Origin of the sequence: Streptococcus pseudopneumoniae, assembly GCF_001074975.1 — a bacterium.
Taxonomy (GTDB): Bacteria; Bacillota; Bacilli; order Lactobacillales; family Streptococcaceae; genus Streptococcus; species Streptococcus pseudopneumoniae_D.
Window position 1 is genome coordinate 1 of record NZ_JUUO01000124.1, and the last position, 18,008, is coordinate 18,008.

Consider the following 18,008-nt stretch of genomic DNA (forward strand, 5'->3'; position numbering starts at 1 on the left):
ACCTGTTTATATTGATGAAACAGGATTCGATACTTATTTTTATCGAGAATATGGTCGCTCATTAAAAGGTCAGTTAATAAGATGTAAAATATCTGGAAGAAGATATCAGAGGATTTCTTTGGTTGCTGGGCTAATAAATGGCGAGTTAATCGCCCCAATGACTTACGAAGAAACAATGACGAGCGACTTTTTTGAAGCTTGGTTTCAGAAGTTTCTCTTACCAATATTAACCACACCATCGGTTATTATTCTGGATAATGCAAGATTCCATAGAATGGGAAGCTAGAGATTTTATGCGAAGAGTTTGGGCATAAACTTTTACCTCTTCCTCCCTACTCACCTGAGTACAATACTATTGAGAAAACATGGGCTCATATCAAAAAGCACCTCAAAAAGGTACTACCAAGTTGCAATACCTTTTACGAGGCTCTTTTGTCCTACTCCTGTTTCAGTTGACTATAAAATCCACTGTCAGCAGACAATGGACAAGGTTGCTTTTTGAAAACAATTGAGTATTAAGAAACGGATTTTTATCGCTCTTAACATCAAAAAAGAAAGAACGAAATGTGTTCTTTCTAGATCTTAGCTTTTCTTCAACCCACTACAGTTGACAAAGAGCCTATTCTTTTAAATAGCTAGGTCAAACTTCAACTGTGGCTTGACAGGGTCATAATCCACCAACTCAAAATCTTCTGCTTTAATATCAAAGAAATTAGTCTTGTCTGGTACATTCAAGACCAAACGTGGTTGGCAATTTGACGGCTCACGACGAAGCAATTCCTCAGCTTGTTCAAACTGATTGTCATAGATATGGAGGTTGTTGATAAAGTAGAAGAACTTCCCAACCTTCCAGCCAAAATGCTTGGCAATCATCATTTGAAGAGCTACGTACTGCATAGCATTGATGTGGTGGGCCACCAGCATGTCATTCGAACGCTGAGTCAAGGTAGCATCCAGATAGATTTCTCCATCTACACGGCGGACATCAAACATGGTCTGAAAGGCGCATGGAAGGAGGCCGTCTGTTTCTTCAAAGGCTTGGTAATCCCAGAGAGAGATGATATTACGACGGTTCCAAGGATTAGCTTCCAACTGCTTAAGGATTTTGTTGATGATGTCATGCTTCTTAACAACAGCCCCATAACGCTCACCGATTGTCCCCGTATCTCCCACTTCCCAGTCATTCCAGTAGTGAACATTGTACTTGTCATTGAGAACTTCTAGGCTATTGGACTGGTCTTGGTAAATCCAGAGTACTTCCTTGATGGCGGATTTGATGGCAATGGGTCGCAAAGTTGTGATGGGGAATTCTCCTTTAGATAAATCATACTCGGTAAATGCACCTGTTACGTACTTAGAGTTGGCAACTGTCCCATCCTTGTACTTAGGACGTGCTTGTTCAGAAAAAACGCCGTCTTTGAGGATTCGTTTAATATTTTCTTTAAAAATCGTATCTGCTTTTGTCATTTCATTTCACCTCATTCATTGTCCTAACTAGTATAGCATAAAAAAAGAAAGGAGGAAAATCACTCGCTTCTAGAAAGTAGTTTTCTCCTTTTTTATTTTACTGCAATACAAGTGATGCTGCTCCGATAACCCCAGCGTCATTTCCTAGAGTTGCAAGAGCTAATTTAGTGGATGTGCGTACTTGTGGGAAAGTATTTTCATCGTAGACTTTTTGAACACCTTGTAAAAGGAATTCTCCCGCAGCTGATACACCACCACCGATGACGATTGTTGATGGGTTTAGGATTGAACCGATGTTAGCACAAGCGATTCCCAAGTAACGTGAGAAGTTACGGTAAACGATCAAAGCAAGATCGTCTCCTTCTTTTGCAAGGTCAAAGACAGTCTTAGCAGTTACTTCTTCTCCGTTATCAATCAAGCGTTTCAAGGCTGCATCACCTTCGTATTCATCCGCATAACGACGAGTCAAGTTGACAATCCCTGTTGCAGAAGCGACTGTCTCAAGGCAGCCTTTCTTACCGCAAGTACATGCGATTGGTTGGTCAAAGTCAACAGTGATGTGGCCCAGCTCACCTGCTGCACCAGCAACACCGTGAAGCAATTTGCCTTCTGCGACAATACCACCACCAACACCTGTACCAAGTGTCATAAAGACAACGTCTGGTTGGTTATCACCAGCACCCATCCAGCGTTCACCAAGAGCAGCTACGTTGGCATCATTATCGATGAAGAATGGAATGCCCAAGGCTTTTTCAATCTTTTCTTTGATTGGTTGAAGGGTTTTCCAGTTCAAGTTGTAGGCACCAATCACAGTTCCTTTTTCACGGTCAACCACACCTGGTGATCCCATTCCAATACCTTGGAAGTCTGCTGCTGCCAATCCAAGCAAGTCCAAACGATGTTGAATAGACTCAATCATATCATCTACGATATGACTTCCCTCATCCAAAATGTTGGTCTTGATAGACCATTTTTCTTGGATCTCTCCTGCTGTTGTCAAGATTGCAAATTTGATAGAAGTTCCACCAAGATCAATCCCAATAATCTTTTGACTCATCATATTCTCCTTTTTCATTATGAATTAACTGAAAATGCTTACAGTTATAGTATAACAAATTTCACTCATTTATGCAAAGGTTTGCGTAAATGAATTATCAGGAATTTTTTCGCCTACCAGTATCTGTTAATCATCTAAATGATCAACTGCATAGTTAGCTTCTTCCTCTGTAAAACCATCTATAAAAGAGGTCAATTGATTGATGAGACGAGATTTAGACATATTAAATAATTTTCTATAGTTTTTAGCATTAAATAAGGCATTATATTTATAATCGGCTTCTAAATGATCAATCGCATATTGAGCTGCATCATTTGAAAATTTATCAAAATCAGAAGTTAATTGTCTATACATACGTTTTTTTGACATATGGAATAACGAATTATAACTTTTTGCCTTTCCTAAAGCAGCAGAATATTCACTATTGCTATCATTACTAGAAGAAGCTGTACTTGCTCGACCTTCCTTCCAAACTCCATCAGCACCAACATAATAACGTCCACCATCAACCCATTCATTGACAGCCATTTTACCATTCGATTTTAGATAATAATTCCCTTGCCATGTACTATAAGCATAAGATCCATCTGATTTCAAGTAATACCAAGCTTGATATGTAGCATCATAAACCCATTCATTGATAGCCATTTTACCATTCGATTTTAGATAATAATTCCCTTGCCATGTACTGTAAGCATACGAACCATCCGATTTCAAGTAATACCAGGCTTGATAAGAAGAGTCATAACCCCATTCATTGACAGCCATCTTACCATCTGATTTCAAATAGTAATTTCCTTGCCATGTACTGTAAGCATAAGATCCATCTGATTTCAAGTAATACCAAGCTTGATAAGAATCATCATAAATCCATTCGCTCTGGGCCATTTTTCCGTCTGCTTTCAGGTAATAGCTTCCCTGCCAAGCATTTTTCACTGGATTTCCATTTCCATCAAAGTAGTACCAAGCACCGTCCTGCTTAACCCATCCACTTGTTGTTGCTGAACTTGTGTTGCTTTGAGCCGCAGTTGCTTGTTTTGCTTTGAAAGCACCCTTAGGAGCATTCTTCAATTCGCAAGCCACACCATCATGATCGCGATCTAACTTGGCAGAATAACCAGGATCCCCCTCATGAAGATCCGAATAACCATTAGCCCAAGCTTCCTTACAGCTAGAAAAATGGATGTCTTCTTCTGCTAAAACGGGTTGTGAAAACAAAGCTAAAACTGGCAATGCAGCCAGACTCATTTTAAACAATAGACGTTTGTTCATTTCTTTCTCCTACAAAAATGATATCGATTTCATGTTTATTTTATCAGATTTATTTCTTCAATTCAAGGAAAAATCAATCCTAGTTCTTATAACTTTTCATTACAATTCTTATTTTTGAATAAATAACTCATACAAACCTCTCACTGCATTACAGCCGTAAATAGCTTCTGCTTGAACTAAGTCTTTTAAGGTCAAGACTTTTTCTTCTACCTGTCCTGTTTCCAGCAAGTGCTGCCGATAAATTCCTGGCAAGATTCCCAGTCGGATAGGCGGTGTATAGAGTTTCCCAGAAATTTTCAGAACCAAATTTCCAATAGAGGTTTCAAGTAGCTCTCCTGACTTATTGTAGTAAATGATCTCTTGCTCCCCTAGGTTCAAATACGGTCTGTAAGTCGTTTTAAAATAGGTAAATGCTTGTTGCAAATTGGCTTCCTGAAGGCAGAGTTGGGCATGGCAGAAGGTTGGACTGAGAGGTTCCAATATTTGACGAATGAGTTCTATCTCTCCAGACTTGCTAAGGCTAATTCGCAAGCGGTACTCTTGATTAGCATCACAAGTCTGACACTCCTTCTCTATCTTTTGTATCAAGTCTTCTGAATCAAAAGGAAAAGCAAAATACCGACTAGCTGTTCTCAGTCTTTCCAAATGTTGTTCTTCAAACAGCAGGTTCTTCTGGCTGATTTTCCCTGTCGTAATCAGTTGGAAGCGAGCTTGTTTACGATAGAGAACAGCGGCCTTTTGATGAACCTCGCGGTATTCAGATTCCCATGTGCTAACCCATGTAATACCTCCGCCAACTCCATAGATAGCTTGCCCTTTGTATAGTTGAATGGTTCGAATCGCAACATTAAAAATCCGTCGCCCATTTGGAAGCAAGAGACCAATCGTTCCACAGTAGACTCCACGCGGTTGTGGCTCCAAATTTTTGATAATCTCCATAGTCGCAATTTTAGGTGCACCCGTTATGGAACCACAAGGAAAGAGAGCGCGAAAGATTTCAACAAGGTCAACATTCTCTCGCAACTGACTCTTGATGGTCGAGGTCATCTGCCAAACAGTCGAATACTGCTCTACTTGGCACAGACGTTCTACATGCTCACTCCCCACCTCAGAAATACGGTTCATATCATTGCGTAAGAGGTCCACAATCATCATATTTTCAGAGCGATTTTTAGAATCCTGCTCCAACCAGCTGGCCTGCTCCAAGTCTTCTTGGTCAGTTACTCCACGCTGAGTCGTTCCCTTCATTGGTCGCGTTGTCAACTCGCGATCATTCTGCTCAAAAAAGAGCTCTGGGCTCATGGAAATCACTGCCATCTCATCATGTTCAACATAGGCATTGTAGCCCGCCTCCTGCTCTACCACGATACGATTGTAAATGGCAAAAGGATTGGCACTCAAATCTTGCTTGAGTTGGACGGTGTAGTTGACTTGATAGGTGTCTCCCTGCCGCAAATGATGATGTATTTGGGCAATAGCCTTTTCATATTCCTCTGCAGACGTTAGCTCCTGCCAATCAGAAGGCAAATCAACCTCATCATAAGCTAACGGAATACTAGATTTATCTACACTATCATGAACCGTAAAGTAGAGCAGATACTCTCCCAACAAAGGTGCAGAGTGGACAGCTAATTTCTCCTCAAAAACAGGTGCAGCCTCATAGCTGACATAGCCCACCACATAGTAGCCCTGCTCTTGGTAGCTTTCCACTTGTGCCAGCAAATCTGCCACTTCTGCTACATTTCTCGTTTTCAACTCTTTAATCGGCTGGGTAAAGGTGTATCTCTCCCCCAAAACCCTAAAATCAATCACTGTTTTTCTATGCATATCTTAAGTATAGCACAAAATAAGAAAACCCTCATCCGCAAAGCAGATGAGAGATTTCGATTATTTAAAGATTGAAGTTTTAAAGCTGTTTGTTTGTTGAAGAAGTTTTTTGTATAGTTTCTCTTTAAGTGCAACAGTATTATCAAATTTAACTGATCCATTTTTAAGAGTTGCTTTATCTTTTTCAACAGCTGCAGCGAATGCTTGTTTTAAATCGTCGTAACTACTGTATGTAGTGCCGTCAATTGTAACTGGGTTAAATCCTGCTTTAGCTTTATCAACAACTTCTTTGAAGTATGCCTTCTTCCAATCTTCTAGAGTACTAAATTTACCATCAGAAACTTTCTTAATGATGAAGTCATCTCCTAGAGTAGCATGACCTGCTTGTTTAGACTCATTTTTCAGCATGTTAGAAGCATAATTTAGGAAACCTTTTTCATATCCAAAGTAACCCCACATACGGAAGGTGTTATGTTTGAATGACATTGCTCCTGGAGCCCCTTCACTTGTATTACCTCCGTAGATACCTGCAGTGATAGGCACAGTTACATAAGCAGAACCAAATCCAGTTGGGTCATACTGACCATTACCAGGACCGTGCTTAGTCATGAAGTTTTTCTCTACTAAGTCGTTAACAGATGTTAAATTATATTCTTTTTCTTCTGCATTTAAATCTCTTACGTTGTCGTATTGGTTCTTCGTATTAGCTCCACGAAGTTGCTTATCTACTTTCTTGAACCAAGCGTTATTTAGTTCTTTACTACGTTTATCAATTACAGCTTCTCCTTCAAGATAATCAAGAAGCATAAGCGTATCATTGAAACCTTTCATGTAGTTATCGATTCCTGCACGAGATGTCAAATCATTTGGATTTGTGTTATACCATTGATTTCCGTCATTTGGACGTTCGTAGGCCATGTTCAACCCTAGTGCTTTAAAGTCACCGTTTGGACTTGTTTCAGCAGGTGATTGTAACATACCTTGTGCAAATGCCTCTAAGTCAGTACCTTCACGGTGTCTTGAACCACCTAAGTAAACCATACGGTCATTTACGTGAGTCGTTTCGTGAGTGAAGGCTGAGATACCGAAGTCACTAATCATGTCAGTAACCATGAAGAAGACTGAATCGTCTTTATAAGGGTTACCATAAATACGAGCTACAGCTCCCATACGCCAGTCAGTTGCGTGGTAACGATCTGTTGGTCCGTATAATTCACGGATTGGTGCAACATCTTTACCATCAGCAGTGTGACCATAACGGTCTGTGCTTATACCTTTATAGTTTTGGTTATCTAGTACTGGTGTTGGTACCATGTTGTTGCTCTTAAGCAGTTGGTTACGAACTTTATCTAATGATAAACGAGACCAGAAGTCTAGGTAGTTTTGTTGACCTTTAGCAACTTTATTGATTTCAGCTTTGAATGCTTCACGTTCTTCCGCAGTATTCTTACCGTATTTTTCAAATGAACTGTAAGCCATAGTGTTATATGTCGAAATTAAGAACATATGTGCATCTTTTAAGTTTAGAAGCGGCAGAATCATCTTACCATGCATATCGTTGTTTAATCCTTCGTATGCTCTGTGTTTCTTATCAGCAAACTCCGGAGTTGTTGTTTTAGGCTCAACAATATATACATTATCTTTAGTTGCTTTTATGAACCAATCGTTTAAGTCCGTATCACTTGTAAATAGTTCCATATTGTATTTCAAGAACTCATGCAAATTACCTTTACCAGTAGCACCAGCGATGACTTCACGATAGGCGTCGTGAGTACGGTCACCTTTAATGTAACTTTCTTTAGATCCAATATTGATAATTCTATCTAAGACGCTAACGTTTTTACCGTAGAAATCAGGTTTGAATAGCATTAATTCTTTAATATTAAAGTCATCGAATTTAACTCCGTAGTAACGGTTGAGGTAAGACAAACCAAGAAGAACTGCAGCCTTATTGTCATCGATTTTCTTAATCAAGGCACGTTTAGCAGCCTCATCTGTGTTAAGTTGGTGATCTTCATTTTCCACTAACTTCGTAACGAATTTATTAAGATTATCTTTAACATACTTGAAGCTTTCTTCTAAGTACAAATCCTTAATTGCATTGACTTTGTTGCCACCAGTTCTACCCAAGTGTTGGTAAATCGGGTCAGATTGCAATTCAACTGGACTCAATTTACTTTCGATAGCGCTGATTAAATCTGCACGATCTTTAACAACCATATTTGGTGTATAAACGACTTCACCAAGCTCAGCGACACTGTATTCTTTCACTTGTTTAACTTTAGATTCTTTCGGTGAAATTGTAAAGATGTCTTTTGTCTTATCTGCGTAGTGGACAAAAATATGGTCAGCATCTGTAAGGTCTGTGACAAAGGCATTGCCTTTCATCGCCGTAACAGACAAGATTTCTTTAGTCATTAATGGACTATTAGCTGCAAGCTTGTTCCCTTGGTTGACGATCCATTCTTTGTTATAGAATGGTTGAAGTTTTTCGATGTTGCGGTAAGCAAGCTCACGAGAGGCGTCGTAGCCAATGATTGTTTTGTATTGATCAGCTTTGTTGACAATGTTATTGAGTTTGTCTTCAACAGGTTTCGTGCTTTCAAACTTATCAGCAGTGATTCCCATTGCTTCAATCTTCTTGTCAGCTTCTTCTTGTGAGATGCTAGGAATCTTACGAGAATTGTTGTAAGATTTATTACCCTCACTTACACCCTCAACACTGAAGTTACGTTTTGTTCTTGAATAGGTGAAGTAATCATCAGCGTCAATATCAGAGTGACCGAACACCATTTCACCAGTTTTGACTTTCATCATGGTGATGTTGTCTTCAATAGCACCCAAGGCCCAGTTAGTACCGAGTAAGCCACCTGATTGAACAGCTTCTTTCAGCTCGATAGAACCTTTAGCAACTGAATTTCTGAGAACACCTTCTCTACCTAGTGTATGGTTATCACCACCATTTTGAGAAGAATAAACTAATCCTGCAGCTTTTGCTTTATTACCAGTAATTTCAGCATCAACGTAAGCTTTTTCTACGATACCTTTCCAGTTTTCACCTAGAACACCTGCTAAATACCAACCTTTGTTTCCAGCAGCGTGAATCTTACCGATAAAGGCAACATTACTTACCTTACCACTACCATCAATTTTATTGATAATACCAGCTACATCGTTGCCCCCGACAACATTACCTGTTACTTTAACATTTTCGACAGTTGCATTATTTTTGATAACACCTGCGATTGGTGCTACTCGATCAAATCCAGGCATGTCAATGTTGACATTTTCAAGCAAGAGATTCTTAACAGTACCACCTTCGATGTTACCAAACAACGGTCTCGTAATGTTATGGATGGCAAATTTATTACCTTCTGTACTTTCCAATGTTCCCTTGAAGGCATTGGTTACATAAGACTTGCCGGCTGCTTGCACGTTACTTGCATTCATACTGCTACCAAGCTTAAAGGTACCAGTAGGATTGTCCTGCATGGCTTTTACAAGATCACTGAAATCGTAATAAACATCACCTTCATGAGCTTTTGGCTTAGCAAAATAATGGACATACTCCTCTGCAAACTGATTATCTGCATTACGTTGGACTAGGTCTGGTGCTTTCGCAGTGACTTTGAACAAGGCTTTACCATCAACTGTGACCTCTTCAATCTTATCAACAGCAAGTTTTGTTACCTTGTTATCATGAGTTGTCACTTTCAAGTAATAAGGTTTAATATCTGATGGTTTTGCTGACAAGAGACTATTATCAGTTTCTACACCTTGGTCATCAACACTGATAAGGCTTGTTTCCTTAATGTTTTTAACTTCGACTTTTTTGAGATCGAGTCTTAGTGGTTCTTCCGTGAGAACTACTTCTTCATTCCCATTTCCACGATCGTAAACCATCTTAGTCGCAATCTTGTAGTCCTTGTAGTATTTCAAGTCTGTAAGATTTGCAGTCAGGTCTCCCTCAGACATGTTGACTGTTTGAAGGCTAGTATCACTATCTTTCAAAACAACTTCAAGAGATTTAATGGTTACACCTGTTGGTTTGACCAATTGGTAACGAACCTTGGCGCTACGCTCTAATTCTTCTTTATCTATATGAGTGAGGGTCAACGTTGGCTCAGTCAAGATTTGATCACCTTTTTTGATGATACGATCTTGAACTGCTTCAACAACTTCCTCTGAAATCGTTGGAGCATCTGCAGTTTTCACTCCTTTAAGAGTCTTATAGACTTTGGTAATCTTTTTCTTACCGTTTTGACCAGCTTGAGCAACAACTTCTGTTCCCTTCGGAAGAGTGCTGTCTACTTCTGTTCTTGTCTCGAAAGGAATTTCTTCAAACGAAACTTCTTCAACTTGACCTTCAATAGCCTTGGTACCACGACTAATTTTTTCGTTTACTGGCGCCTTAACAGTTTCTGTACTCGTGCTGATTGGGTCCCCAACTTTTTGGCCATCAACTGTCTTATAGACACGATGAATCAGCTGACTTCCGGCTTGACCATTTTGAATCACTGTTTCTTCATCAGTGTAACGAGTATCATCAGCTACATACTCCTTTGTATATGGAATTTCTACAGTTTCAGTTTCCGTGATAGTTGCTTCAGCTACTTTATACTCTGGCAATTCTGGCTGAACTAGAGACTCACCTTGGTGACCCTCTTCTTGGGTACCTTTAGCTGTAAGTTCACCTGTGTAGGCTGGGTTTTCTGGCTGAACTAGAGATTCACCTTCGTGGCCCTCTTCTTGAGTTCCTTTAGCACTGATCTCACCTGTGTAGGCTGGCAATTCTGGCTGAACTAGAGATTCACCTTGGTGGCCCTCTTCTTGAGTTCCTTTAGCACTAATCTCACCTGTGTAGGCTGGCAATTCTGGCTGAACTAAGGACTCACCTTCGTGACCTGCTTCTTGCGTGCCTTTTGCTGTAATCTCGCCTGTGTAGGCTGGCAACTCTGGCTGAACTAAAGCTTCGCCTTGGTGGCCCTCTTCTTGCGTGCCTTTAGCACTTTCTTCAGGTTTATAAGCTGGTTCTTCTGGCTGAACTAGAGACTCACCTTCGTGACCTGCTTCTTGAGTGCCTTTAGTACTAATCTCACCTGTGTAAGCTGGGGCTTCTGGCTGAACTAACGCTTCGCCTTGGTGGCCCTCTTCTTGCGTGCCTTTAGCACTGACCTCTTCTGTATAAGCTGGCAATTCTGGCTGAACTAAAGCTTCGCCTTGGTGACCTTTTTCTTGAGTGCCTTTAGCACTGATCTCTTCTGTATAAGCTGGCAATTCTGGTTGAATCAGAGATTCACCTTCATGGCCTTTTTCTTGAGTGCCTTTAGCGCTAATCTCACCTGTGTAAGCTGGCAATTCTGGTTGAACCATAGATTCACCTTCATGGCCTGCTTCTTGAGTTCCTTTAGCACTAATATCACCTGCGTACGCTGGCAATTCTGGTTGAACCAGAGATTCACTTTCATGACCTGCTTCTTGCGTTCCCTTAGCAGTAGCAATTTGCTCTGGTTGTTCTTGGAAATCTGATGCTTTAAAGTAACCTACATATTCGTATCCTTCAATTTGAATGACACCTTTGGCTAAGTCCTCTTGACTACTTGCAGCAATCGTTTGGTTGTAGGACACCAAGATTTTATTCTCAAATGCTTGAGCTGATTGAGGGATAAAGTAACTACCACCTAGCGCTCCAATAAAGAGAATACCCAACATTTTATTGCGGTGTTTTTTAGACATCACAACGACAACCAAAGACGCTGTTGCAAAACCGAGAGTTGCCAATGCCAACTCCTTGCTTCCAGTGTTCGGCAATTGTTGAGAATTCACTTCCTTTTTTCTGTAAACAAGATAAACAACATCATCTTGTTTTAAATCTGAAGGGAGTTCGCGATGGAGCAAAGCTTTTTCTGCTTCTATCAATTCCTGTTCAGCCAAATAACGGTAATGAACTTGGTTAGGTGTCGCTACTTCGTTAGCTACAACAGTTTCAGCTAAAAAGTTGTTTGCTCCCAAAAGAAATGTCCCGATTACCGCAGAACCGACACCAACTGAGAACTTCCGAATAGAGTATTTGATGACTTTATCAAACTGCATTTTTCTGTTTTTCATTTTAAATCTTTCTAATGTGATCTATTGGATAGTGCGCACGCGCACCTCCGATTAATTTTGGACGGCTAGCAAGAGCCGTTACATGAGCCTGGCCAATCTCTCTTAAGACTGGTCGAATGGGAACCTGAACATGCTTGACATGCATACCAATTGCAGTGTCCCCAATATCCAATCCAGCATGAGCCTTGATAAATTCAACCTCAACTGGATCTTGCATAAACTTGAAGGCTGCCAACTGACCTGAACCTCCTGCATGAAGGGTAGGAAGGACACTGACCATTTCCAGATCAAACTGCTCTGCCAACTGACGTTCCACAACGAGAGCCCGATTGACATGTTCACAACCTTGAACGGCTAGATGAATTCCTTTTTCCTCTAGGATATCTAGGATAGTCTTCACAATGATTTCCCCAATTTCTTGGCTGGATTCCTTGCCAATCTGACCACCTATCACTTCACTAGAAGAAAGGCCCAAAACAAAGATAGATCCTTGCTTCAAATTGGCCTTTTCTAATACATCTTTTACAATCTGACTTGTGTCTCTTTGAATGTCTTTTTCCTTCATACTTGATACCTCTTTTGTCATTATCTATCATATCGTTTTTTCTACGTTTTAGCAAGATATACAACCTAGAAAGCTTGCCCAATTACGCATAAAACTCCCAGAATTGACTGGGAGTTAACTAGTTTCTATTCTATTTATGTATATTTCCACTTTCGTCCCTTTTTGGGGTGTAGAATCAATCTTCATCTGGTAATGTTCTCCAAAATGAAGTTTGAGTCGCTGGTTAACATTTTGAAGACCAACTCCCCCACGTTTGAGTTGACTTTGACTACTATCAGCAGCAGTCTGGAAGCCAACTCCATCATCCTCAATACGGATGACCAATCCTGAATCCTGTTTCTGGACAGAGACTCTAATATGTCCCTGACCTTCCTTCTCCTTGATGCCATGGTAAAGAGCATTCTCTACAAGGGGTTGTAAGACCAGCTTAGGCAAGACTAAATTATCAAAGGCAGGGTTTTCATCAATCCCATAGTCCAGCTTGTCTCCATAGCGTTGTTTCTGAATAAAGAGATACTGGCGGACATGATTGATTTCGTCAGAGAGGCAAATCAAGTCCTTGCCTTGATTGAGTGCCAAGCGGAAATAGGTAGCCAAGGATTTGGTCACCTGAACCACTCGCTGACTGTCCCGAAACTCAGCCATCCAGATGATGGTATCTAAGGTATTATATAGGAAATGAGGATTAATCTGGCTTGATAGAGCTTGAAGTTGGTACTGACGGGTTGTTTCTTCCTGCCTGCGAATAGCTGCCATCAGCTGATCAATCTGATTCAACATAGCATTGAACTGGCGAGTCACCTCTCTCAATTCATAAGCACCCGCTTCCTTGGCACGCAGATTTTGAGCACCCGAAGCAATTTCCAGCATGGTTTCTCTCAAGTCCTTCAAAGGAGCAATCCATCGCTTGAGACTGAACCACACCAAGCAGAGACAGGCAAGAAGAGATGTGACACTAGCACCAAGCAAGGTCCACAAGAGTTGACTCCGAACCTGGTCTAATTTCTCCAGTGAAGACACGCCAAGCACCGTCCAATCAGTTCCAGCAATCTTTTCTTGACTGACATAGGATTGGTGGTCTGGAGTATAACCCTGCCCTGTCTCGATGTAGGGTTTCATGGACTCCATTTCGCTAGACGAACTATAAACTGTATGTTTAGGATGATAAACAAATTCATGGTTTTCATTGATGATAAAGGCGAAGCCCTGCTGACCCAACTGAAGTTGGTTGAGATAGGCTTCCAGAGTTTCGTAGGAAATATCCAAACGAAACACACCCAGATTGGCTCCTTTTGCATCAACAAGTTCTTGAGTGACAGAAATAACCCATTGACTATCTGATTTACGAGCTGGAGTCAAAACGGGCTTAGACCCCTGATGAATGGCCTTTTGGTACCAATCCTCAGCCATCATATCAGAGGAAGTTTTCATCTGCACACTGTCATCTGTAGAAATGACCTGACCAGATTTGGTCACCAACACAACAGTTTTCAAGTCCTGGTCTGCCTTCAAAATGGTCAAAAATAGATCTCGAATTCCCTTTACTCTGTCTTGACTGGGATTCTCAGTATAGGTTAGGACATCTGCCTGCTGAGTCAAACTAGTCGAGGTGGTTTCTAATTTTTTGATATAAGACTGGATAAAGTGGCTAGTCTGACTGATAGTCGTTTGGTTATTACCTTCAATGGTAGCCTCAATAGCTGATGAACTAGATTGATAGTAGAAAGTTCCAACCAGAGCTAGGAGAATGAGAAAGACCAGAAAGATGGAAATAACCATTCTGACTAGGAGAGAAGAACGCTTCATCAACCTTCCCCCTTCTTAAACTGACGAGGGGTCACACCTGCAATCTGTTTAAAACGTTGGGTAAAGTAGTTCATATCTTCAAAACCAACCTTTTCAGCTATCTCGTAAATCTTCAGATCTGTAGTCAAAAGCAAGAGCTTGGCTTGTTTGACACGTTCTCGCACCAAATAATCCTGAAAAGGCAACCCCAGCTCTTTCTTAATCAAGGAACTCAGATAGGTCGGACTAAAGCCCAAGTCACTGGCTAAAGACTTTAAACTGAATTGGCTATCAGCCAGATGGGACTGGATTTTCTGGGCCATGTTTCCTTCAAACTTATCGGTCAATAAATCTTGTAACTGCTCTTCTTTCTCTTCCTTGTCTAGTTTTTGCTTGATTTTCCCCAACATTTCCTCAATATCCCGACGAGAAAAGGGTTTGAGCAGGTAGTCATCCACACCGAGTTTGACAGCAGAAAGGGCATAATCAAAATCATCGTAGCCTGTCAAAAAAACTAGATGAACCTGAGGATAGGTTTCTCGGACCAGACTTGCCAACTGGATACCATTTAGCTGGGGCATGTTGATATCGGTTAAAATGATATCCGGAACCTGCTTTTGTATCAATTCCCAAGCCTGCCTTCCATTTTCAGCCTGACCGATGATTTCCATATCGTAGGCTGCTACATTGACCAGCTTGGTCAAGCCTTGTCTTACCAGATATTCATCTTCTACGATTAAGATTGTGTAGGTCATGCTCTGCTCCTTTATCACTTACTAGTATCAGTATAGCAAAATTCTCCTCTAACTGCTTAGGAAAGGTCACTTAATCAACATAATCTAGTAAATAAGCATAGCCTTTTTCTTCCATTTGGTCTTTGGGAATAAAGCGGATAGAAAGACTATTGATACAGTAGCGTAAGCCCCCCTTGTCCTGTGGGCCGTCCGTAAAGACATGGCCAAGGTGAGAATCTCCAACTCGGCTCCGCACTTCCATGCGTGTCATATTGTAGGACTTATCTTCCTTGTAGGTGGCAACATCTGGACTGATGGGTTGGGTGAAACTAGGCCAGCCACAACCAGACTCAAACTTGTCCTTTGATGAAAAGAGAGGTTCGCCAGTTGCTACATCCACATAGATACCAGATTCAAATTTATCCCAGTAGCGGTTTGAGAAAGCCCGTTCTGTTTGATTTTTCTGGGTAACTGCATACTCCTCAGGTGACAGGGTCTTTTTCAATTCTTCATCACTTGGTTTGGGATATTTGCTGGCATCAATGACGGGATAGGCCGCCTGATTGACATTGATATGACAGTAGCCATTTGGATTTTTCTTGAGATAGTCTTGGTGGTAATCCTCAGCCACCACAAAATTCTTCAAGGTCTCCTTTTCAACTGCTAAAGGTTGATCGTATTTCTTAGCCACCTCATCAAAGACCTGGTTAATCACCTCTAAATCCTTGTCATCTGTGTAATAAACACCAGTACGGTACTGGGTTCCCACATCATTTCCTTGTTTATTTTTGCTGGTTGGATTGATAATGCGGAAATAGTGAAGCAGGATTTCCTTGAGGGAAATTTGATTGGCGTCATAGGTGACATGAACAGTCTCCGCATGACCTGTTTGGTTAATCAATTCGTACTTGGTTGTTTCCCCTCTACCATTTGCATAGCCTGATACGGCATCTGTTACACCGGGAACGCGTGAGAAGTATTCCTCAACTCCCCAGAAACAACCTCCAGCTAGATAAATTTCGTGCAAGTCTGCATCTTTACTAACTTCTGTTTTTTTCACTGTTTTTCCTCCTTGGCTAACTGACGCTTTCTCAATTTGCGAGCTATCTGTCTGCCCTGCATTTCGCATCAATAGAAAATAGAAACCGGTTATGGCTAGGAAAAAAATCCCTGCCAAAATAAAAAGTTTTACTTTATCATTCATGACCTTTCTCTACCCCATTTCTTTCAATGTCTTTAAAATCATATCCTTATCCATAAAACCTGGTTGCGTTTTGACCAGCTTGCCTTCCTTGTCTATAAAGGCTTGAGTTGGGTAAGAACGGACACCATAACTTTCCAAAAGTTTGCCTGACGGATCAATTAGAACTGGGAAATTTTTATAATCCAAGCCCTTGTACCAGTTCTTAAAGTCTGCTTCAGCTTGTTCTCCCTTGTGTCCAGGAGACACCACTGTCAAGACCACATAATCATCACCAGCCTCTTTAGCAATTTCATCCGTATCTGGAAGGCTGGCTAGACAGATGGAACACCAAGAAGCCCAGAATTTGAGATAGACTTTCTTGCCCTTGTAATCAGACAAGCGGTAGGTCTTGCCATCTACTCCCGTCAGTTCAAAATCAGCAACTGCCTGACCTTTAGTCGCAGTGTGCGCACTGACTTGTTCTGTTTTTGTTTGCTCCTTCATAGTAGATTGGTCTGACATATTTTTAGCCGAACAGGCTGCCAAGCAACAGATTGAGCCGACTCCAAGGAGACATGTTTGCCATTTTTTCACTTCTTTTTCCTCTCTATTCAAATAATGTAGTCAAAATGGAAGCATTTCCCAAAAGCACCAAGATTCCCATCACGATAATGAGGAAACCACCTACTTTTTTGAGGGTGCCGAGGTAGGGATGGAGTTTTCGGAAATGTTTCAAAACATAGCTGGAGGCTAGAGCTAGAACCAAAAATGGTAGCGCTAGACCCAGCGTATAGATTAACATGAGACCAGCTCCCTGCCAAGCTCCTGAACCACCTGAAGCCGCCAAGGCCAAAACAGAGCCCAGAACCGGCCCCACACAAGGCGTCCAAGCAAAACTAAAGGTCAATCCCAGTAAAAATGCCTGACTATAGCCCTTACCCTTTTGCCCTTTTCTCTGTAATTGTAGCCTTCTTTCCTTGTAGAGTCCCTTCAAATGCAAGACTTCCATCTGGTGCAAGCCCAAGAGAATGATAACCGCACCCGTCACATACTGAAACCAAGAAGCATACAGCAAATTGCCTAAAAAACCAGCTCCATAGCCCAGTAAGATAAAAACAAAGGAAATCCCCGCTATAAAGGCCAAAGTTCGCAATAAACTAACAACTGAGATTGAAAATTTACCACTAGAAACCTGAGCACCATCTTTATCATCCAACAAGACCCCTGCATAGACCGGTAACAAGGGTAAAATACAAGGAGAAAAGAAGGAAAAAATTCCAGCAAGAAAAACACTAATAAAAAAGATAATATTAGCCATTGCCTTCCTCCATTCTTTGATTTTATAGGACTATTATAGCCCCAAAACTCCAGAAAAAACAGGGACAATGATAGGGAAAAATAGGAATTTAATCAGATTATACTTCAAAAAAATCAAAAGAAGCATGAATACAAAAGGTAAGCTATCTTATACTCAATAAAAATCAAAGAGCAAACTAGGAAGCTAGCTGCAGGCTGCTCAAAACACAGTTTTGAGGTTGTGGATAGAACTGACGAAGTCAACTCAAAATACTGTTTTGAGGTTGCAGATGCAAGCTGACGTAGTTTGAAGAGATTTTCGAAGACTATTACTGTTTCAGAGCTCACATCTAGCATAACTAAAAAACAGATTCTTCCATCTATCACGGAACAATCTGTCGTTGACTTACTGTTTTAGAAAAACTCCAACCAGAGCTTGCGAACCTTGTCTTTGCTGGTCTCTCTGTATTTTTTTAGTTCCAAGAATGCTATTACTTGTAATGGTCTAATAAGAGTGCCTCAAACTCAGCTACTGTCATCCCCAACTGCTCACTCGCAAATTCTGAAGTTAAAACATGTTGGCGTACTAAATCAAGAAAGGTAAATATTTTCCCACGCTCCAGTCCCTGTTCAAGACCACGCTCTAAGCCCTTTTCTTCAGCTTGTTCCAAGGCATAGTCCTGTGCTAACAAGGCTTGTTCTTCGCGCATACGT

11 protein-coding genes and 2 pseudogenes are annotated in these 18,008 nt (G+C 40.9%); 1 reads left to right on the forward strand and 12 read right to left on the reverse strand.

Annotated features, from left to right (window positions below; genetic code table 11):
• Positions 1-456 (forward strand): annotated as a pseudogene (locus ADI86_RS08160) (IS630 family transposase); the annotation flags it as partial.
• Between the two features lie 171 nt (positions 457-627).
• Here the strand turns inward: ADI86_RS08160 and ADI86_RS08165 are convergent.
• The 12 genes and pseudogenes from ADI86_RS08165 to ADI86_RS08220 all read right to left on the reverse strand — a co-directional run.
• Positions 628-1,467, reverse strand: a complete 840-nt coding sequence (locus ADI86_RS08165) for a thymidylate synthase (protein ID WP_049532541.1) — start codon at positions 1,465-1,467, stop codon at positions 628-630.
• A 97-nt stretch (positions 1,468-1,564) separates the two neighbouring features.
• Complete coding sequence (locus tag ADI86_RS08170; RefSeq protein ID WP_031227726.1) at positions 1,565-2,524, reverse strand: ROK family glucokinase; 960 nt, start codon at positions 2,522-2,524, stop codon at positions 1,565-1,567.
• Positions 2,525-2,650: 126 nt separating this feature from the next.
• Positions 2,651-3,796, reverse strand: coding sequence for an Ltp family lipoprotein (locus tag ADI86_RS08175; protein WP_049532542.1), 1,146 nt, complete (start codon positions 3,794-3,796; stop codon positions 2,651-2,653).
• A 108-nt stretch (positions 3,797-3,904) separates the two neighbouring features.
• Positions 3,905-5,623, reverse strand: coding sequence for an aminodeoxychorismate synthase component I (pabB, locus tag ADI86_RS08180; RefSeq protein ID WP_049532543.1), 1,719 nt, complete (start codon positions 5,621-5,623; stop codon positions 3,905-3,907).
• A 60-nt stretch (positions 5,624-5,683) separates the two neighbouring features.
• A complete protein-coding gene (locus tag ADI86_RS08185; RefSeq protein WP_049532544.1) occupies positions 5,684-11,731 on the reverse strand; it encodes a ZmpA/ZmpB/ZmpC family metallo-endopeptidase in 6,048 nt (2,015 codons plus the stop codon).
• Between the two features lies 1 nt (position 11,732).
• Positions 11,733-12,296 carry a TIGR01440 family protein gene (locus ADI86_RS08190; protein ID WP_049532545.1) on the reverse strand — a complete coding sequence of 188 codons (564 nt, stop codon included), beginning with the start codon at positions 12,294-12,296 and terminating at the stop codon, positions 11,733-11,735.
• 114 nt (positions 12,297-12,410) lie between these two features.
• A complete protein-coding gene (locus tag ADI86_RS08195) occupies positions 12,411-14,102 on the reverse strand; it encodes a cache domain-containing sensor histidine kinase (protein WP_049532546.1) in 1,692 nt (563 codons plus the stop codon).
• Positions 14,102-14,836 (reverse strand): response regulator transcription factor, encoded by a 735-nt coding sequence (locus ADI86_RS08200; RefSeq protein ID WP_049532547.1) that lies wholly within the window; start codon positions 14,834-14,836, stop codon positions 14,102-14,104. The genes ADI86_RS08195 and ADI86_RS08200 overlap by 1 nt, the downstream gene beginning before the upstream one ends.
• Before the next feature lie 70 nt (positions 14,837-14,906).
• On the reverse strand, positions 14,907-16,019 hold the full coding sequence (msrB, locus tag ADI86_RS08205; protein WP_049532548.1) for a peptide-methionine (R)-S-oxide reductase MsrB: 1,113 nt from the start codon (positions 16,017-16,019) through the stop codon (positions 14,907-14,909).
• Positions 16,020-16,028: 9 nt separating this feature from the next.
• On the reverse strand, positions 16,029-16,592 hold the full coding sequence (locus ADI86_RS08210) for a redoxin family protein (RefSeq protein WP_049532549.1): 564 nt from the start codon (positions 16,590-16,592) through the stop codon (positions 16,029-16,031).
• Positions 16,593-16,605: 13 nt separating this feature from the next.
• Complete coding sequence (gene ccdA2, locus ADI86_RS08215) at positions 16,606-17,316, reverse strand: thiol-disulfide oxidoreductase-associated membrane protein CcdA2 (RefSeq protein WP_049532550.1); 711 nt, start codon at positions 17,314-17,316, stop codon at positions 16,606-16,608.
• A gap of 469 nt (positions 17,317-17,785) precedes the next feature.
• A pseudogene (locus ADI86_RS08220) lies at positions 17,786-18,008 on the reverse strand (hypothetical protein); the annotation flags it as partial.

Bases quoted from the DNA above. Each gene is read 5' to 3' on its own strand.
- ADI86_RS08165 (WP_049532541.1), bottom strand. From the start codon at position 1,467: ATGACAAAAGCAGATACGATTTTTAAAGAAAATATTAAACGAATCCTC.
- ADI86_RS08170 (WP_031227726.1), bottom strand. From the start codon at position 2,524: ATGAGTCAAAAGATTATTGGGATTGATCTTGGTGGAACTTCTATCAAA.
- ADI86_RS08175 (WP_049532542.1), bottom strand. From the start codon at position 3,796: ATGAACAAACGTCTATTGTTTAAAATGAGTCTGGCTGCATTGCCAGTT.
- pabB (WP_049532543.1), bottom strand. From the start codon at position 5,623: ATGCATAGAAAAACAGTGATTGATTTTAGGGTTTTGGGGGAGAGATAC.
- ADI86_RS08185 (WP_049532544.1), bottom strand. From the start codon at position 11,731: ATGAAAAACAGAAAAATGCAGTTTGATAAAGTCATCAAATACTCTATT.
- ADI86_RS08190 (WP_049532545.1), bottom strand. From the start codon at position 12,296: ATGAAGGAAAAAGACATTCAAAGAGACACAAGTCAGATTGTAAAAGAT.
- ADI86_RS08195 (WP_049532546.1), bottom strand. From the start codon at position 14,102: ATGAAGCGTTCTTCTCTCCTAGTCAGAATGGTTATTTCCATCTTTCTG.
- ADI86_RS08200 (WP_049532547.1), bottom strand. From the start codon at position 14,836: ATGACCTACACAATCTTAATCGTAGAAGATGAATATCTGGTAAGACAA.
- msrB (WP_049532548.1), bottom strand. From the start codon at position 16,019: ATGAATGATAAAGTAAAACTTTTTATTTTGGCAGGGATTTTTTTCCTA.
- ccdA2 (WP_049532550.1), bottom strand. From the start codon at position 17,316: ATGGCTAATATTATCTTTTTTATTAGTGTTTTTCTTGCTGGAATTTTT.